The 16,845-nt window shown below is 51.6% G+C and carries 17 protein-coding genes; 15 read left to right on the forward strand and 2 right to left on the reverse strand.

Features of this window, described 5'->3' with window-relative positions; all coding sequences use genetic code 11:
- The first annotated feature begins 38 nt into the window (after nt 1-38).
- From hybO to hybG, 8 genes are all read left to right on the forward strand, one after another.
- A complete protein-coding gene (gene hybO, locus D9742_RS14335) occupies nt 39-1,157 on the forward strand; it encodes a hydrogenase 2 small subunit (protein ID WP_000145410.1) in 1,119 nt (372 codons plus the stop codon).
- A gap of 2 nt (nt 1,158-1,159) precedes the next feature.
- Nucleotides 1,160-2,146 carry a hydrogenase 2 operon protein HybA gene (hybA, locus tag D9742_RS14340; RefSeq protein ID WP_001702576.1) on the forward strand — a complete coding sequence of 329 codons (987 nt, stop codon included), beginning with the start codon at nt 1,160-1,162 and terminating at the stop codon, nt 2,144-2,146.
- Nucleotides 2,136-3,314, forward strand: coding sequence for a Ni/Fe-hydrogenase cytochrome b subunit (gene hybB / locus D9742_RS14345; RefSeq protein ID WP_000017703.1), 1,179 nt, complete (start codon nt 2,136-2,138; stop codon nt 3,312-3,314). The genes hybA and hybB overlap by 11 nt, the downstream gene beginning before the upstream one ends.
- The gene (gene hybC, locus D9742_RS14350; protein WP_130237341.1) at nt 3,311-5,014 is read left to right on the forward strand and encodes a hydrogenase 2 large subunit; all 1,704 of its coding nucleotides are present in this window, start codon (nt 3,311-3,313) and stop codon (nt 5,012-5,014) included. Before hybB ends, hybC begins: the two co-directional genes overlap by 4 nt.
- Nucleotides 5,014-5,508 (forward strand): HyaD/HybD family hydrogenase maturation endopeptidase, encoded by a 495-nt coding sequence (locus D9742_RS14355; protein ID WP_001221940.1) that lies wholly within the window; start codon nt 5,014-5,016, stop codon nt 5,506-5,508. Before hybC ends, D9742_RS14355 begins: the two co-directional genes overlap by 1 nt.
- Nucleotides 5,501-5,989 (forward strand): hydrogenase-2 assembly chaperone, encoded by a 489-nt coding sequence (hybE, locus tag D9742_RS14360; RefSeq protein ID WP_130237342.1) that lies wholly within the window; start codon nt 5,501-5,503, stop codon nt 5,987-5,989. Before D9742_RS14355 ends, hybE begins: the two co-directional genes overlap by 8 nt.
- Nucleotides 5,982-6,323, forward strand: coding sequence for a hydrogenase maturation nickel metallochaperone HypA (gene hypA / locus D9742_RS14365; RefSeq protein WP_000544956.1), 342 nt, complete (start codon nt 5,982-5,984; stop codon nt 6,321-6,323). The genes hybE and hypA overlap by 8 nt, the downstream gene beginning before the upstream one ends.
- A gap of 133 nt (nt 6,324-6,456) precedes the next feature.
- Nucleotides 6,457-6,705, forward strand: a complete 249-nt coding sequence (gene hybG / locus D9742_RS14370; RefSeq protein ID WP_000334896.1) for a hydrogenase maturation factor HybG — start codon at nt 6,457-6,459, stop codon at nt 6,703-6,705.
- A 172-nt stretch (nt 6,706-6,877) separates the two neighbouring features.
- On the opposite strand, the gene yghU is transcribed toward hybG, so the two are convergent.
- On the reverse strand, nt 6,878-7,744 hold the full coding sequence (gene yghU, locus D9742_RS14375; RefSeq protein WP_001295515.1) for a glutathione-dependent disulfide-bond oxidoreductase: 867 nt from the start codon (nt 7,742-7,744) through the stop codon (nt 6,878-6,880).
- 204 nt (nt 7,745-7,948) lie between these two features.
- On the opposite strand from yghU, the gene gss reads away from it, so the two are divergent.
- Entirely contained in the window at nt 7,949-9,808 is a 1,860-nt protein-coding gene (gss, locus tag D9742_RS14380; protein WP_130237343.1) for a bifunctional glutathionylspermidine amidase/synthase, read from the forward strand.
- Nucleotides 9,809-10,110: 302 nt separating this feature from the next.
- On the forward strand, nt 10,111-11,610 hold the full coding sequence (gene pitB / locus D9742_RS14385) for an inorganic phosphate transporter PitB (protein WP_130237344.1): 1,500 nt from the start codon (nt 10,111-10,113) through the stop codon (nt 11,608-11,610).
- A 47-nt stretch (nt 11,611-11,657) separates the two neighbouring features.
- Here pitB and D9742_RS14390 read toward each other — a convergent pair whose 3' ends face one another.
- Nucleotides 11,658-12,350 carry a dTMP kinase gene (locus tag D9742_RS14390; protein WP_130237345.1) on the reverse strand — a complete coding sequence of 231 codons (693 nt, stop codon included), beginning with the start codon at nt 12,348-12,350 and terminating at the stop codon, nt 11,658-11,660.
- A gap of 172 nt (nt 12,351-12,522) precedes the next feature.
- On the opposite strand from D9742_RS14390, the gene D9742_RS14395 reads away from it, so the two are divergent.
- From D9742_RS14395 to D9742_RS14415, 5 genes are read left to right on the forward strand one after another with little or no spacing between them, the layout of a single operon-like run.
- On the forward strand, nt 12,523-13,236 hold the full coding sequence (locus D9742_RS14395) for a dTMP kinase (protein WP_130237346.1): 714 nt from the start codon (nt 12,523-12,525) through the stop codon (nt 13,234-13,236).
- Between the two features lie 31 nt (nt 13,237-13,267).
- Complete coding sequence (locus tag D9742_RS14400) at nt 13,268-14,026, forward strand: hypothetical protein (RefSeq protein ID WP_130237347.1); 759 nt, start codon at nt 13,268-13,270, stop codon at nt 14,024-14,026.
- A 46-nt stretch (nt 14,027-14,072) separates the two neighbouring features.
- On the forward strand, nt 14,073-15,425 hold the full coding sequence (locus tag D9742_RS14405) for a lipopolysaccharide biosynthesis protein (protein WP_130237348.1): 1,353 nt from the start codon (nt 14,073-14,075) through the stop codon (nt 15,423-15,425).
- On the forward strand, nt 15,422-16,246 hold the full coding sequence (locus tag D9742_RS14410; RefSeq protein WP_130237349.1) for a hypothetical protein: 825 nt from the start codon (nt 15,422-15,424) through the stop codon (nt 16,244-16,246). The genes D9742_RS14405 and D9742_RS14410 overlap by 4 nt, the downstream gene beginning before the upstream one ends.
- Before the next feature lie 11 nt (nt 16,247-16,257).
- A complete protein-coding gene (locus D9742_RS14415) occupies nt 16,258-16,815 on the forward strand; it encodes a YtfJ family protein (protein WP_096266393.1) in 558 nt (185 codons plus the stop codon).
- Nucleotides 16,816-16,845: the final 30 nt, after the last annotated feature.

The following is a 16,845-nucleotide window of genomic DNA, read 5'->3' on the forward strand; positions in this document are numbered from 1 at the left end:
AAAATATATGCCAGGTCTTCGCAACGGAATAACTATAAATGACTGGAGATAACACCCTCATCCATTCTCACGGCATTAACCGTCGTGATTTCATGAAGCTTTGTGCAGCACTAGCCGCCACCATGGGGTTAAGTAGTAAAGCCGCCGCAGAGATGGCCGAATCGGTCACTAACCCGCAGCGCCCGCCGGTTATCTGGATTGGCGCGCAGGAATGCACCGGTTGTACGGAATCTCTGCTTCGTGCAACGCATCCAACGGTAGAAAACCTCGTGCTGGAGACTATCTCTCTGGAGTATCACGAAGTGCTCTCTGCCGCCTTCGGCCATCAGGTTGAAGAGAACAAACATAACGCGCTCGAGAAATACAAAGGGCAATATGTGTTGGTTGTGGATGGTTCCATCCCATTAAAAGATAACGGTATTTATTGCATGGTTGCCGGTGAGCCGATTGTGGACCACATCCGCAAAGCGGCAGAAGGCGCAGCAGCCATTATTGCAATCGGTTCCTGCTCCGCGTGGGGCGGTGTCGCCGCGGCTGGGGTTAACCCAACCGGCGCGGTCAGTCTGCAAGAAGTTCTGCCAGGCAAAACTGTAATCAACATTCCTGGCTGCCCGCCGAACCCGCACAACTTCCTCGCGACCGTTGCGCACATCATCACTTACGGCAAACCACCGAAGCTGGATGATAAAAACCGTCCGACCTTCGCCTACGGTCGTCTGATTCACGAACACTGTGAACGTCGCCCGCACTTCGATGCTGGTCGCTTTGCGAAAGAGTTCGGCGACGAAGGCCACCGCGAAGGCTGGTGCCTGTACCATCTCGGCTGTAAAGGGCCAGAAACTTACGGCAACTGCTCAACGCTGCAATTCTGCGACGTTGGCGGCGTGTGGCCGGTAGCGATTGGTCACCCGTGCTATGGCTGTAACGAAGAAGGTATCGGCTTCCATAAAGGCATCCATCAGCTTGCCAACGTCGAAAACCAGACGCCGCGTTCACAAAAACCGGACGTCAACGCTAAAGAAGGCGGCAACGTCTCTGCGGGCGCTATCGGTTTGCTCGGCGGTGTGGTTGGGCTGGTTGCCGGTGTCAGCGTGATGGCGGTGCGTGAACTGGGGCGTCAGCAAAAGAAAGATAACGCTGACTCACGGGGAGAATAACCGTGAACAGACGTAATTTTATTAAAGCAGCCTCCTGCGGGGCATTGCTGACGGGCGCTCTGCCGTCGGTCAGCCATGCGGCTGCTGAAAACCGCCCGCCAATTCCGGGAGCGCTGGGGATGTTGTATGACTCGACCTTGTGCGTAGGCTGCCAGGCTTGCGTCACCAAGTGTCAGGATATCAACTTCCCTGAACGTAACCCGCAAGGGGAACAGACCTGGTCGAACAACGACAAACTGTCGCCGTATACCAATAACATCATTCAGGTGTGGACCAGCGGCACGGGTGTCAACAAAGACCAGGAGGAGAACGGCTACGCGTACATTAAGAAACAGTGTATGCATTGCGTCGATCCGAACTGTGTCTCCGTGTGTCCGGTTTCTGCACTGAAAAAAGATCCGAAAACCGGCATTGTCCATTACGACAAAGATGTGTGCACTGGCTGCCGTTACTGCATGGTCGCCTGCCCATACAACGTGCCGAAGTACGACTACAACAACCCGTTTGGTGCGCTGCATAAATGTGAGCTGTGCAACCAGAAAGGTGTGGAGCGCCTCGATAAAGGCGGTCTGCCTGGCTGCGTAGAAGTGTGCCCGGCGGGCGCGGTGATTTTTGGTACGCGTGAAGAGCTGATGGCTGAGGCGAAAAAACGTCTGGCACTCAAGCCTGGCAGCGAATACCACTATCCGCGTCAGACGCTGAAATCTGGCGACACTTACCTGCACACGGTGCCGAAATATTATCCGCATCTGTACGGCGAGAAAGAGGGCGGCGGTACTCAGGTTCTGGTACTGACCGGCGTGCCTTATGAAAATCTCGACCTGCCGAAACTGGACGATCTTTCTACCGGTGCGCGTTCCGAAAATATTCAACACACCCTGTATAAAGGCATGATGCTACCACTGGCTGTGCTGGCGGGCTTAACCGTGCTGGTTCGTCGCAACACCAAAAACGACCATCACGACGGAGGAGACGATCATGAGTCATGATCCACAACCGCTGGGCGGCAAAATCATCAGTAAACCGGTCATGATTTTTGGACCGTTAATCGTCATCTGTATGCTCCTGATTGTGAAGCGTCTGGTGTTCGGTCTGGGCTCTGTCTCCGACCTGAACGGCGGCTTCCCGTGGGGCGTGTGGATCGCGTTTGACCTGCTGATTGGCACCGGCTTTGCCTGTGGCGGCTGGGCGCTGGCGTGGGCGGTATACGTCTTTAACCGTGGGCAATACCATCCGCTGGTGCGTCCGGCGCTGTTGGCGAGTCTGTTCGGTTACTCACTGGGTGGCTTGTCGATCACCATCGACGTTGGTCGTTACTGGAACCTGCCGTACTTCTACATTCCGGGTCACTTCAACGTGAACTCGGTACTGTTCGAGACGGCGGTCTGTATGACCATCTACATTGGTGTGATGGCACTGGAGTTTGCTCCGGCACTGTTTGAACGTCTGGGCTGGAAAGTGTCGCTACAGCGTCTGAACAAGGTGATGTTCTTCATCATTGCGCTCGGGGCGCTGCTGCCGACCATGCACCAGTCTTCAATGGGGTCGCTGATGATCTCGGCGGGCTACAAGGTGCATCCGTTGTGGCAGAGCTATGAAATGTTGCCGCTGTTCTCGCTGCTGACGGCGTTCATCATGGGCTTCTCGATTGTCATCTTTGAAGGTTCGCTGGTGCAGGCGGGTCTGCGTGGCAATGGTCCGGATGAAAAGAGCCTGTTCGTCAAGCTGACGAATACCATCAGCGTACTGCTGGCGATTTTCATCGTGCTGCGCTTTGGCGAGCTGATCTATCGCGACAAGCTGTCGTTAGCGTTTGCCGGTGACTTCTACTCCGTGATGTTCTGGATTGAAGTCCTGCTGATGCTCTTCCCGCTGGTCGTCCTGCGTGTGGCGAAGCTGCGTAATGATTCCCGCATGCTGTTCCTGTCAGCACTGAGCGCGCTGTTAGGTTGTGCAACCTGGCGTCTGACCTATTCGCTGGTGGCATTCAATCCAGGCGGTGGTTACGCCTACTTCCCGACCTGGGAAGAACTGTTGATTTCTATTGGTTTTGTGGCTATTGAGATTTGCGCTTACATCGTACTCATTCGTCTACTGCCGATACTTCCTCCTTTAAAACAAAACGATCATAATCGTCATGAGGCGAGCAAAGCATGAGCCAGAGAATTACTATTGATCCGGTAACCCGAATTGAAGGGCATTTACGCATCGATTGCGAAATCGAAAATGGCGTCGTTTCGAAAGCATGGGCTTCCGGTACCATGTGGCGCGGCATGGAAGAGATCGTGAAAAACCGCGATCCGCGCGATGCATGGATGATTGTGCAACGTATCTGTGGCGTATGTACTACCACTCACGCGCTGTCTTCCGTACGTGCGGCAGAGAACGCGCTGAATATCGACGTTCCGGTTAACGCGCAATACATCCGTAACATCATTCTGGCTGCGCACACCACGCATGACCATATTGTTCATTTCTATCAGCTTTCGGCGCTGGACTGGGTGGATATCACTTCTGCACTGCAAGCTGACCCAGCCAAAGCCTCTGAAATGCTGAAAGGCGTTTCGACCTGGCACCTGAACAGCCCGGAAGAGTTCACTAAAGTTCAGAACAAGATCAAAGATCTGGTTGCCAGCGGTCAGTTGGGGATTTTCGCCAACGGCTACTGGGGACACCCGGCGATGAAACTGCCGCCGGAAGTGAACCTGATTGCGGTAGCGCACTACCTGCAAGCGCTGGAGTGCCAGCGTGACGCTAACCGCGTCGTGGCGCTGCTGGGCGGTAAAACGCCGCACATTCAGAACCTGGCGGTAGGTGGTGTCGCGAACCCGATCAACCTCGACGGTCTGGGCGTGCTGAACCTTGAGCGTCTGATGTACATCAAGTCCTTCATCGACAAGCTGAGTGACTTTGTTGAGCAGGTTTACAAGGTCGATACCGCGGTTATCGCTGCGTTCTACCCGGAATGGCTGGAGCGTGGTAAAGGTGCGGTGAACTACCTGAGCGTGCCGGAATTCCCGACTGACAGCAAAAACGGCAGCTTCCTGTTCCCTGGCGGCTACATCCAGAATGCCGATCTATCGACTTACCGTCCGATTACTTCGCACTCTGATGAATACCTGATCAAAGGGATTCAGGAAAGCGCGAAGCACTCCTGGTATAAAGACGAAGCGCCGCAGGCACCGTGGGAAGGCACCACCATTCCGGCTTACGACGGTTGGTCTGACGACGGTAAATACTCCTGGGTGAAATCGCCGACTTTCTACGGCAAAACGGTAGAAGTGGGTCCGCTGGCTAACATGCTTGTGAAACTGGCAGCTGGTCGCGAATCTACCCAGAACAAACTGAATGAAATCGTTGCGATTTATCAGAAACTGACTGGCAACACGCTGGAAGTGGCGCAACTGCACTCCACGCTGGGCCGTATTATTGGTCGTACTGTTCACTGCTGCGAATTGCAGGATATCCTGCAAAATCAATACAGTGCACTGATCACCAATATCGGCAAAGGCGATCACACCACCTTTGTGAAGCCAAACATTCCGGCAACGGGCGAGTTCAAAGGCGTTGGCTTCCTCGAAGCACCGCGCGGAATGCTCTCTCACTGGATGGTGATTAAAGACGGTATTATCAGCAACTACCAGGCGGTCGTTCCGTCAACCTGGAACTCCGGCCCGCGTAACTTCAATGATGATGTAGGTCCGTACGAGCAGTCGCTGGTGGGCACGCCGATTGCCGATCCGAATAAACCGCTGGAAGTGGTGCGTACCATTCACTCCTTCGACCCGTGCATGGCATGTGCGGTACACGTAATGGATGCTGACGGCAACGAAGTGGTTTCAGTGAAGGTTCTGTAATGCGTATTTTAGTCTTAGGGGTCGGCAATATTTTGCTGACCGATGAAGCCATCGGTGTGCGGATTGTCGAAGCGTTAGAGCAACGATACATTCTGCCGGATTATGTTGAGATCCTCGATGGCGGCACGGCGGGAATGGAGCTGCTTGGCGACATGGCAAATCGCGATCATCTGATTATCGCCGACGCCATTGTGTCGAAAAAGAACGCGCCGGGAACGATGATGATCCTGCGGGATGAAGAAGTTCCGGCGTTGTTTACCAACAAAATCTCTCCGCATCAGCTTGGCCTGGCCGACGTATTGTCGGCCCTACGCTTCACCGGCGAGTTTCCGAAAAAGCTGACTCTTGTCGGCGTGATCCCGGAATCGCTGGAGCCGCACATCGGCTTAACGCCGACGGTTGAAGCAATGATTGAACCTGCGCTTGAGCAGGTTCTGGCTGCGCTGCGCGAATCAGGCGTGGAAGCCATCCCACGGGAGGCGACTCATGACTGAAGAGATAGCAGGTTTCCAGACCTCCCCGAAGGCGCAAGTACTGGCAGCGTTTGAAGAAATTGCCCGGCGCTCGATGCACGATCTCTCTTTTCTGCATCCTTCAATGCCGGTGTATGTTTCTGACTTTACGCTGTTCGAAGGTCAGTGGACGGGGTGTGTGATCACCCCGTGGATGCTGAGTGCAGTTATCTTCCCCGGCCCGGATCAACTCTGGCCGCTGCGGAAAGTGAGTGAAAAAATTGGTCTGCAACTGCCGTATGGCACTATGACCTTTACCGTTGGCGAACTGGACGGTGTGTCGCAATACCTCTCCTGCTCGCTGATGTCGCCGCTTTCGCACAGCATGTCGATTGAAGAGGGCCAACGCCTGACGGATGACTGCGCGCGAATGATCCTTTCGCTGCCAGTCACGAATCCGGATGTACCACACGCAGGGCGTCGCGCCCTGCTGTTTGGTCGCAGGAGTGGCGAAAATGCATGAGTTGTCGCTTTGCCAGAGTGCCGTTGAAATTATCCAACGGCAGGCGGAGCAGCACGATGTTAAGCGCGTCACCGCCGTGTGGCTGGAAATTGGCGCGCTCTCCTGCGTTGAGGAGAGCGCCGTCCGTTTTAGTTTTGAAATTGTCTGCCAGGGAACTGTGGCGCAAGGGTGCGATTTACATATCGTTTATAAACCCGCCCAGGCCTGGTGCTGGGATTGCAGCCAGGTGGTGGAGATTCATCAGCACGATGCGCAGTGTCCGATCTGTCACGGCGAACGGTTGCGTGTCGATACCGGCGATTCGCTGATCGTCAAAAGTATTGAAGTTGAATAAGACTGAGGACAACGCCTGAAAAGCGCACGGACGGTCCCCTCGCCCCTTCGGGGAGAGGGTTAGGGTGAGGGGAAACACCCGATAAAGGTTCTTTTTCGCGTTTGTCCGGCAATCGAAATAACCGGAGTTAACAATGTGTATTGGCGTTCCAGGCCAGGTGCTGGCTGTCGGTGAAGATATTCACCAGCTTGCGCAGGTTGAAGTATGTGGTATCAAGCGCGACGTGAATATCGCGCTGATTTGCGAAGGTAACCCTGCCGATCTACTGGGCCAGTGGGTGCTGGTACACGTCGGATTTGCCATGAGTATCATCGACGAAGACGAAGCCAAAGCCACATTAGACGCACTGCGCCAAATGGATTACGACATTACCAGCGCGTGATGATTAGCTTTCGTAGGCCTGATAAGACGCGGCAGCGTCGCATCAGGCATTGTGCTCGATTGCCTTTCAGTGAGCATTATTCGAGCCTGTGCTGACCTGTTCCCCTCACACTAACCCTCTCCCCGAAGGGGCGAGGGGACAATTTGTGCACAATTTTCCGCCTCGTCAACTCTTACCCCTGGCGCTTATCTTCCGTATTCGTCTCAAAATCACTGGCGTCATGGCGCTCATGCAACTGCTCGTTCAGCGGCCCGTTGGTGCGGTTAACAATACGCCCACGTTTCACTGCCGGACGTTCGCCCACTTCTTTCGCCCAGCGTTGCACATGTTTATAACTGCCCGCATCAAGAAACTCTGCGGCATCATATACGCCGCCTAACACCACGTTGCCAAACCACGGCCAGATCGCCATATCCGCAATGGTGTACTCATCGCCCGCGACAAACTTATGCTGCGCCAGTTGCTTATCCAGCACGTCGAGCAGGCGCTTGGCTTCCATGGTAAAGCGGTTAATGGCGTACTCAATTTTCACTGGCGCGTAATGATAAAAGTGACCAAAACCACCGCCGAGGAACGGTGCAGCGCCCTGTAACCAGAACAACCAGTTCATCGTTTCAGTTCGCTTCGCTAGATCCTGCGGCAGGAAGTAGCCAAATTTCTCGGCCAGATAAAGCAGAATCGATCCTGACTCAAAAACGCGGATCGGCGGGTTATGCGTATGATCGCGCAGAGCGGGAATTTTCGAATTTGGGTTCACTTCCACAAAACCGCTGGAGAATTGATCGCCATCGCCAATACGAATTAGCCATGCGTCGTATTCTGCCCCGGTAACGCCCAGCGCCAGCAGCTCCTCAAGCATAATCGTTACTTTCTGACCGTTCGGCGTTCCCAGCGAATAAAGTTGCAATGGGTGTTTGCCAACGGGCAGCGTTTTCTCATGCGTCGGACCAGAAACCGGGCGATTGATATTGGCGAACGCGCCGCCAGCGGATTTATCCCACGTCCAGACTTTCGCGGGCTGATAAGTATTGTCTGTCATAGTGAGTTGCCTTCTGAGTGGTAGTGTTGAAGCAGTGTAGCAGGTCACTTGCTGTACAGAATGTGAATTTTTTAACCCTTTGCGCCAGCCGCTGCGTTGAGGTGTATGATAAGTCTAACCTCTGTCCGGTTAATGTCGCTGAGCAGGTAATCAGAGCACAACAATTACGCCAACTGCTTAGGTTGTATTGTTAAAGGTAAAGTGATGAGCAAAGGAACGACCAGCCAGGATGCCCCGTTCGGGACGTTATTGGGCTACGCCCCCGGTGGGGTAGCAATCTACTCTTCAGATTACAGTTCTCTCGATCCGCTGGAATACGAAGATGACGCCGTATTCCGTAGCTATATCGACGACGAATATATGGGCCACAAATGGCAATGCGTTGAGTTTGCTCGCCGTTTTCTCTTTCTGAACTACGGTGTGGTCTTCACTGACGTGGGCATGGCGTGGGAGATTTTCTCGCTGCGCTTCCTGCGTGAAGTGGTTAATGACAACATCCTGCCATTGCAGGCATTTCCTAACGGCTCGCCGCGTGCGCCGGTGGCGGGCGCGCTTCTTATCTGGGATAAGGGCGGTGAATTTAAAGACACCGGCCATGTCGCCATCATTACGCAATTGCATGGCAACAAAGTCCGTATTGCCGAACAAAACGTGATTCATTCCCCGTTGCCGCAAGGGCAACAGTGGACGCGCGAGCTGGAGATGGTGGTAGAAAACGGCTGCTATACCCTCAAAGACACTTTCGATGACACCACCATTCTGGGCTGGATGATCCAGACGGAAGATACTGAATACAGCTTACCGCAGCCGGAAATTGCAGGCGAGCTGCTGAAAATCAGCGGAGCGCGCCTGGAAAACAAAGGCCAGTTTGATGGTAAATGGCTGGATGAAAAAGATCCGCTGCAAAACGCCTACGTGCAGGCGAACGGTCAGGTGATCAATCAGGATCCGTATCATTACTACACCATTACGGAGAGCGCCGAACAGGAACTGGTTAAAGCCACCAACGAGCTGCACCTGATGTATCTTCACGCTACCGACAAAGTGCTGAAAGATGACAATCTGCTGGCGCTGTTCGACATTCCGAAAATCCTCTGGCCGCGTTTGCGCCTCTCCTGGCAGCGTCGTCGCCACCATATGATCACCGGTCGTATGGATTTCTGCATGGATGAGCGTGGCCTGAAGGTCTATGAATACAATGCCGATTCCGCCTCCTGTCATACCGAAGCGGGCTTAATCCTCGAGCGTTGGGCGGAGCAGGGCTATAAAGGCAATGGCTTCAACCCGGCGGAAGGGCTGATTAACGAACTGGCTGGCGCGTGGAAACACAGTCGCGCGCGTCCGTTTGTCCATATCATGCAGGACAAAGATATTGAGGAGAACTATCACGCTCAGTTTATGGAGCAGGCGCTGCAACAGGCAGGTTTTGAAACGCGTATCTTGCGCGGGTTAGATGAACTGGGCTGGGATGCTGCCGGGCAACTGATTGATGGAGAAGGGCGACTGGTTAACTGCGTGTGGAAGACCTGGGCGTGGGAAACGGCGTTTGATCAGATTCGTGAAGTCAGTGACCGTGAATTTGCTGCGGTCCCGATTCGCACTGGTCACCCGCAAAATGAAGTGCGCCTGATCGACGTTCTGCTACGCCCGGAAGTGCTGGTCTTTGAACCGCTTTGGACGGTGATCCCTGGCAACAAAGCGATTCTGCCAATTCTCTGGTCGCTGTTTCCGCATCATCGTTATCTGCTGGATACCGATTTCACTGTTAATGATGAACTGGTGAAAACCGGTTATGCAGTGAAACCGATTGCCGGTCGCTGTGGTAGCAATATCGACCTGGTCAGCCATCATGAAGAGGTGCTCGACCAAACCAGCGGTAAATTTGCCGAGCAGAAAAATATCTACCAGCAACTGTGGTGTCTGCCAAAAGTGGACGGTAAATACATTCAGGTATGTACCTTCACCGTGGGCGGCAACTACGGTGGGACATGTTTGCGCGGCGATGAATCTCTGGTCATCAAAAAAGAGAGTGATATTGAACCGTTAATTGTGCTGAAAGAGTAATAGACTTTTTCGTAAACCCGTGCTGATTATCAAAAATAATCAGCACGGAAAATCGCTCATGGAATACTCAAAGTATTGAATGTTGTAATGCATGAAGTTAATAAATTCACAACGTGAATGTATTAATGATTGAAATGATTTGCCATTAATTATTTCTTAAAATTTTGAATGGCAACTTATTATCTGATACTAAAGTAATAACACTCTTTTTATCGCTAAAAGATGATATTTCACTTTGCCCACGCCGTTAAAGTCACTGATAATGCGTTCGTTCGTAAATTCAAAATGGCGTAATCTAATATATGCTAAATTTATTCGTTGGCCTTGATATATACACAGGGCTTTTGTTATTACTTGCTCTGGCATTTGTGTTGTTCTACGAAGCAATCAATGGTTTTCATGACACGGCGAATGCGGTGGCAACCGTTATTTATACCCGAGCCATGCAGCCACAACTTGCCGTGGTGATGGCGGCATTTTTTAACTTCTTTGGCGTGTTATTGGGCGGGCTTAGTGTCGCTTATGCCATCGTCCATATGTTGCCAACCGATTTGCTATTGAATATGGGGTCAACCCACGGTCTGGCGATGGTCTTTTCCATGCTGCTGGCGGCGATAATCTGGAACCTGGGAACGTGGTTCTTTGGTTTACCGGCTTCCAGTTCGCACACGTTGATTGGCGCGATTATCGGCATCGGCTTAACCAACGCGCTATTGACCGGCTCGTCGGTGATGGACGCGTTAAACCTGCGTGAAGTCACCAAGATTTTCTCTTCGTTGATTGTCTCCCCCATCGTCGGCCTGGTCATTGCAGGAGGGCTGATTTTCCTGCTGCGCCGTTTCTGGAGCGGGACGAAAAAGCGTGACCGTATTCACCGTATTCCTGAAGATCGCAAAAAGAAAAAGGGCAAACGTAAACCGCCATTCTGGACGCGTATTGCGCTGATTGTTTCCGCTGCGGGCGTGGCGTTTTCACATGGTGCGAACGACGGACAGAAAGGGATCGGCCTGGTAATGCTGGTATTGGTGGGGATAGCCCCCGCAGGGTTCGTCGTTAATATGAACGCGTCTGGCTATGAAATTACGCGTACCCGCGATGCCGTCACCAACTTCGAACACTATCTGCAACAGCATCCTGAACTGCCGCAGAAGTTGATTGCGATGGAACCTCCATTGCCTGCGGCACCGACTGATGGCACGCAAGTGACGGAGTTCCATTGTCATCCGGCAAATACCTTTGACGCAATTGCGCGCGTTAAAACGATGCTGCCGGGCAATATGGAAAGCTACGAACCGTTAAACGTGAGTCAACGCAGTCAGTTGCGCCGGATTATGCTTTGTATCTCTGATACCTCTGCGAAGCTGGCGAAACTGCCTGGCGTTAGCAAAGACGACCAGAACCTGCTGAAAAAACTGCGCAGCGATATGTTAAGCACCATTGAATATGCTCCTGTGTGGATAATCATGGCGGTGGCTTTAGCGCTCGGTATTGGCACCATGATTGGCTGGCGTCGTGTCGCGATGACCATCGGTGAGAAAATTGGTAAGCGCGGCATGACTTATGCGCAAGGGATGGCGGCGCAGATGACGGCGGCGGTATCAATCGGTCTTGCCAGCTATATTGGGATGCCAGTTTCCACAACTCACGTACTCTCTTCTGCGGTGGCGGGGACGATGGTGGTGGATGGCGGTGGGTTACAGCGTAAAACGGTAACCAGCATCCTGATGGCGTGGGTGTTTACCTTACCGGCAGCGATTTTTCTGTCTGGTAGTCTGTACTGGATTGCATTGCAGCTTATTTAACCTTCCTGATAATGCCCGGTCTTGCGATCGGGCATTATCACTTCTGACTAGTGATAACCTCGTGCTGTCATAAAATCCGTAATCGCTTTTTCCGCATCAACCAGCACTTGTTCCAGCGGTTGATTGGCATCGATATCAACCAGTTGCGCGCCTCCAAAAGTTAACTGTGGCGTTATGGCTATCTTCCTTTCCAGCGATGCCCTTTTGTGGTCAGGCTTACGCGCGCAGGCCACGTCCAGGGAGACATTGAGTTTGATGACCAGGTCAGGCTTATGGCTCGCCATCCAGTGAAATGCTTTACGTTCCTGACTTGCCAGCCAGGACACAAACCGGCTGCCTTCAACGTTAGGCGGAAACACCGTACCATCATAAGCGCCAGGAATTTGGTCTTGCGGATAACGGTCGGTTAAAACAATTAACCCGCGGCGACGACAGGCAAGCATATGACGAAAGCGCAGTAAGCGACGTGCGACAAACGCTGTAATTACCAGCGCCGGAACTGGCCCAGGCAATTTTTTCGCTGTTTTCACTTTATTGCGTTCAATGGATTTATTCAGCGATTTTCCCATTAAGGGCAGTTTTACCACTGCACGACCGACATTTCCGGCTTGTTTTCCGAGATGAACTCTTTCTGCGGCACCATATTTTTCGACAACGGTAATGAGATGTTCACAAACCGTTGACTTGCCTGAGCCATCACTACCAATAACGGCTATTAATGGAGGTGTTATTGACTGCATGAATATATCCTTAAATTTAAATATCCATCCAAAATATTTATTTGGTTAATATATTTTATGAAAGCGTAATTCAAGTGAATGTCACAATTAACCATTGTCACAATAAGATTGAACGGATATTCTGAGCACGGACCACGTAATATTCAATACATTATTTGCTGCCGGGTTTTTCGTGAATCAACGTAATATGTCAATAATTAATTCCATGCCAGTGCGTGTTATTGCCATTGTGGGATGTGATGGTTCAGGTAAATCGACCCTCACGGCAAGCCTGGTGAATGAACTGGCAGCAATAATGCCAACAGAACACATTTATCTCGGGCAATCGTCCGGGCGAATTGGCGAATGGATTTCACAGCTACCTATAATTGGCGCCCCTTTTGGGCGTTATCTGCGGGGGAAGGCAGCTCATGTGCATGAAAAGCCCTCAACGCCGCCTGGCAATATTACCGCGCTGGTTATCTATTTGCTTTCCTGCTGGCGGGCGTACAAGTTTCGCAAAATGTTAAGAAAAAGCCAGCAAGGCTATCTACTCATCACCGACCGCTACCCGCAGGTTGAAGTCCCTGGCTTTCGTTTTGATGGCCCACAACTGGCTAAAACTAAAGGCGGTAATGGTTGGGTAAAAATGTTAAGGCAGCGCGAGCTGAAGCTGTACCAATGGATGGCGTCTTATTTGCCCGTATTGTTGATTCGTCTTGGCATTGATGAACAAACCGCGTTTTCGCGTAAACCTGACCATCAACTGGCGGCGTTACAGGAAAAAATCGCCATTACGCCGCAACTGACGTTCAACGGCGCCAGGATCCTTGAACTGGATGGACGGCAACCCGCCGATGAAATCCTGCAAGCGTCACTACGCGCAATTCACGCCGAACTTTCCTGATCACCAAAATGGATAGGGGATGATTTAAAGAATGGATGCACTACAAACGCAAGCTGTAAACAGCACCACCGCTCCGCAGTCCAACTATATTCCGGGGCTAATTGCGGTGGTCGGGTGCGATGGCACCGGTAAATCAACGCTAACCACCGATCTGGTGAAATCATTACAACAGCACTGGCAAACCGAGCGTCGCTATCTGGGGCTGCTCTCCGGCGAAGACGGCGACAAAATCAAACGATTACCGTTGGTTGGTGTCTGGCTGGAGCGGCGGCTGGCGGCCAAATCCTCGAAAACCCAAAGCATGAAAACTCGCTCTCCGGCGCTCTGGGCAGCGGTGATTATGTACTGCTTTTCACTACGGCGAATGGCGAACCTTCGTAAGGTCCAGCGACTGGCACAAAGCGGCGTTCTGGTGGTCAGCGATCGCTTTCCGCAGGCGGAAATTTCCGGTTTTTATTATGACGGACCGGGGATTGGCGTCGAACGTGCGACCGGGAAAATCAGCATGTTTCTGGCGCGGCGCGAACGGCGTTTATACCAACAAATGGCGCAGTACCGTCCTGAATTAATCATTCGTTTGGGGATTGATATTGATACTGCCATCTCCCGCAAGCCTGATCATGACTATGCCGAGTTGCAGGACAAAATCGGCGTCATGTCGAAGATTGGCTATAACGGCACGAAAATTTTAGAGATTGATTCCAGAGCGCCCTACAGCGAAGTGCTGGAACAGGCACAGAAAGCGGTTTCTCTGGTTGCCATAGTTTCTGACCGCCGAAGCTTGACTTAAGGCAGACGGGATATTTTTCATTTTTCAACGATAAGGTCAGGCTGAATTGGCAGGTTTTAACATCAAACATTGGTTTGCAGATGGCGCCTTTCGCACCATTATTCGTAACAGTGCCTGGTTAGGTTCCAGCAATGTCGTGAGCGCCTTGCTGGGCTTACTGGCGCTTTCATGCGCCGGTAAAGGGATGACGCCAGCGATGTTTGGCGTACTTGTCGTCATACAGTCTTATGCCAAGTCGATCAGCGATTTTATTAAGTTTCAGACATGGCAGTTGGTGGTGCAGTACGGAACGCCAGCATTAACCAACAATAATCCCCAGCAATTCCGCAATGTCGTCTCATTTTCCTTCTCGCTGGATATCGTCAGCGGCGCGGTGGCGATTGTCGGCGGCATTGCCTTACTGCCATTCCTTTCCCATTCATTAGGTCTGGATGACCAAGGCTTTTGGCTGGCAGCGCTCTATTGCACGCTCATTCCTTCAATGGCTTCCTCCACGCCAACCGGCATTTTGCGTGCGGTTGATCGCTTCGACTTAATTGCGGTACAGCAGGCGACGAAACCTTTTCTGCGTGCGGCGGGCAGCGTAATCGCCTGGTATTTTAACTTAGGCTTTGCCGGATTTGTTATCGCCTGGTACGCATCGAATCTGGTTGGCGGCACCATGTACTGGTGGTTTGCCGCGCGTGAATTACGTCGCAGAAATATCCATAACGCCTTCAAATTGAACCTGTTTGAGTCTGCCCGACACATCAAAGGCGCGTGGAGTTTTGTCTGGTCAACCAACATTGCCCATTCCATTTGGTCGGCGCGTAATTCATGTAGCACGGTGCTGGTGGGGATCGTATTAGGACCAGCTGCTGCCGGGTTATTTAAAATCGCTATGACATTCTTCGATGCCGCCGGGACGCCTGCCAGTTTGTTGGGTAAGAGTTTTTACCCTGAAGTTATGCGCTTAGATCCACGAACGACCAGACCGTGGCTCCTTGGGGTGAAGTCTGGATTGCTGGCTGGCGGGATTGGCATTCTGGTGGCGCTGGCTGTGTTAATCGTTGGCAAGCCACTTATTTCACTGGTGTTTGGTGTTAAGTATCTCGAAGCGTATGACCTGATCCAGGTGATGCTCGGAGCGATTGTTATTTCGATGCTGGGCTTCCCACAGGAGTCATTATTGCTAATGGCAGGGAAACAGCGTGCCTTTCTCGTGGCGCAAACCATCGCCTCAATTGGTTATATCGTGTTGCTGTTCATGTTCTGTCATTTGTTTGGCGTGCTGGGGGCAGCATTTGCTTACTTCGGTGGGCAATGTCTGGATGTGGTGCTCTCATTAATTCCGACATTAAAGGCGTTCTTTCAACGCCATTTATTGGCCTATAACGCAGTGGGAGAAAAATCCCAATGATGAAAAAATATTTTCCACTTGAGGTCAGTGAGCGTTTATTTGTCGCGGTCGAAGAAGATGATGTTGTTGACGCTCAAGTTAGCTTACCGCCAACGATCGCACTGCGTTGTTCATCGGAAATTATTCATGACAATTATGCATTATGCCTGAGATTCTGGTTGGACGGAGTCAATCGCAAGGCGTTACTCCACCTGACCCTGAAGCAAGCGAAAGGCGACTCTCTTACCGATGAAGAACGCAAACAATTTAAATACATGCGAGCGCGCTACAAGCATCTGCGTTTTGCGCAACGGTTGTATTTAAAGAAGCATCAGGCCGGATTTTTATTCGGCAAAACGACGGTTTTTCTTGGACGTTTCCAGGACGGTTTTCGTAATGGTAAGAAAAATATTGTGTCGTATTACGGCAACCTGTTACGTGTTTATTTAAGCTCCCCTGTCTGGTGGCTGGTGAATTATTCATTACGCCATAGCCAGCTAGAAAGCGTTAACGGTTTTATCGCTTATCGCCAGAAGCAAATGCACATCCTGAAAAAAATTATTGCCAGGCCGCAGCTAACCGGCAGGGAATTTCATGATGTGCGAAAAATCATCAGTCAGCAGGTTTCTTATTACGACACTCTAAGATCGATTGATCCCGAAAATATAGAGGCGTTGCAGATTTCCCGCTTCCTGGCGGCCATTAATGGCCTGATGGGGGATAAGCACGATGACATGGTGGCGGATGATTTGGAAAATCGCCAGTCATATGATGCACCGGTGGCACTCGACAGCGATATTCGTCAGCGCTTAGAACTGCTGATTTCGCGTTTTCCGCTATAACCGGAGCAATGATGCCCTCTCGTCTGATTACTGCGCTGATATTTTTACTCTTCCCGTTCGGCGCGATTGCGCACAATTTCGTCATCGGAAAAACGGTCACGCCTGTTTATATTCAGGACGGTGGTGAATTGCTGCTTAAAAATGACGAAATTTACTATCAAAAATGGAACAGCACGCAACTGAAGGGAAAAGTCCGCATTATTCAGTATATTGCCGGACGAAAGTCAGCGAAGAAGAAGAACTCACTGTTAATCAAAGCAGTAGAAGCAGCAAACTATCCTCAGGATCGTTTTCAGCCCACCACCATCGTGAATACCGATGATGCCATCTTCGGCACCAGCTATTTTGTGACAGGTAAAATTGAAAAAAATAAACGTCGCTATCCGTGGGCGCAATTCGTAATCGACGGAAGCGGTCTGGGGCGCGTTGCCTGGCGCTTGCCGGAACAGAGTTCAACCATTCTGGTGCTGAATAAAGCCGGGCAAATTCAGTGGGCGAAGGACGGCAGCCTGACGCCAGAAGAGGTTGATCAGGTCATAGCGTTGGCGCAGAAACTGATCAATGAATAAAAAACTCAAAGGATTGAGGGCGTTAGTGAA

It is taken from the genome of Escherichia sp. E1V33 (genome assembly GCF_004211955.1).
Lineage (GTDB): Bacteria > Pseudomonadota > Gammaproteobacteria > Enterobacterales > Enterobacteriaceae > Escherichia.

Excerpts from the sequence above, each read along its gene's own strand:
- hybO (WP_000145410.1), top strand. The coding sequence starts at position 39 with ATGACTGGAGATAACACCCTCATCCATTCTCACGGCATTAACCGTCGT.
- hybB (WP_000017703.1), top strand. The coding sequence starts at position 2,136 with ATGAGTCATGATCCACAACCGCTGGGCGGCAAAATCATCAGTAAACCG.
- hybC (WP_130237341.1), top strand. The coding sequence starts at position 3,311 with ATGAGCCAGAGAATTACTATTGATCCGGTAACCCGAATTGAAGGGCAT.
- D9742_RS14355 (WP_001221940.1), top strand. The coding sequence starts at position 5,014 with ATGCGTATTTTAGTCTTAGGGGTCGGCAATATTTTGCTGACCGATGAA.
- hybE (WP_130237342.1), top strand. The coding sequence starts at position 5,501 with ATGACTGAAGAGATAGCAGGTTTCCAGACCTCCCCGAAGGCGCAAGTA.
- hypA (WP_000544956.1), top strand. The coding sequence starts at position 5,982 with ATGCATGAGTTGTCGCTTTGCCAGAGTGCCGTTGAAATTATCCAACGG.
- hybG (WP_000334896.1), top strand. The coding sequence starts at position 6,457 with ATGTGTATTGGCGTTCCAGGCCAGGTGCTGGCTGTCGGTGAAGATATT.
- yghU (WP_001295515.1), bottom strand. The coding sequence starts at position 7,744 with ATGACAGACAATACTTATCAGCCCGCGAAAGTCTGGACGTGGGATAAA.
- gss (WP_130237343.1), top strand. The coding sequence starts at position 7,949 with ATGAGCAAAGGAACGACCAGCCAGGATGCCCCGTTCGGGACGTTATTG.
- pitB (WP_130237344.1), top strand. The coding sequence starts at position 10,111 with ATGCTAAATTTATTCGTTGGCCTTGATATATACACAGGGCTTTTGTTA.
- D9742_RS14390 (WP_130237345.1), bottom strand. The coding sequence starts at position 12,350 with ATGCAGTCAATAACACCTCCATTAATAGCCGTTATTGGTAGTGATGGC.
- D9742_RS14400 (WP_130237347.1), top strand. The coding sequence starts at position 13,268 with ATGGATGCACTACAAACGCAAGCTGTAAACAGCACCACCGCTCCGCAG.
- D9742_RS14410 (WP_130237349.1), top strand. The coding sequence starts at position 15,422 with ATGATGAAAAAATATTTTCCACTTGAGGTCAGTGAGCGTTTATTTGTC.
- D9742_RS14415 (WP_096266393.1), top strand. The coding sequence starts at position 16,258 with ATGCCCTCTCGTCTGATTACTGCGCTGATATTTTTACTCTTCCCGTTC.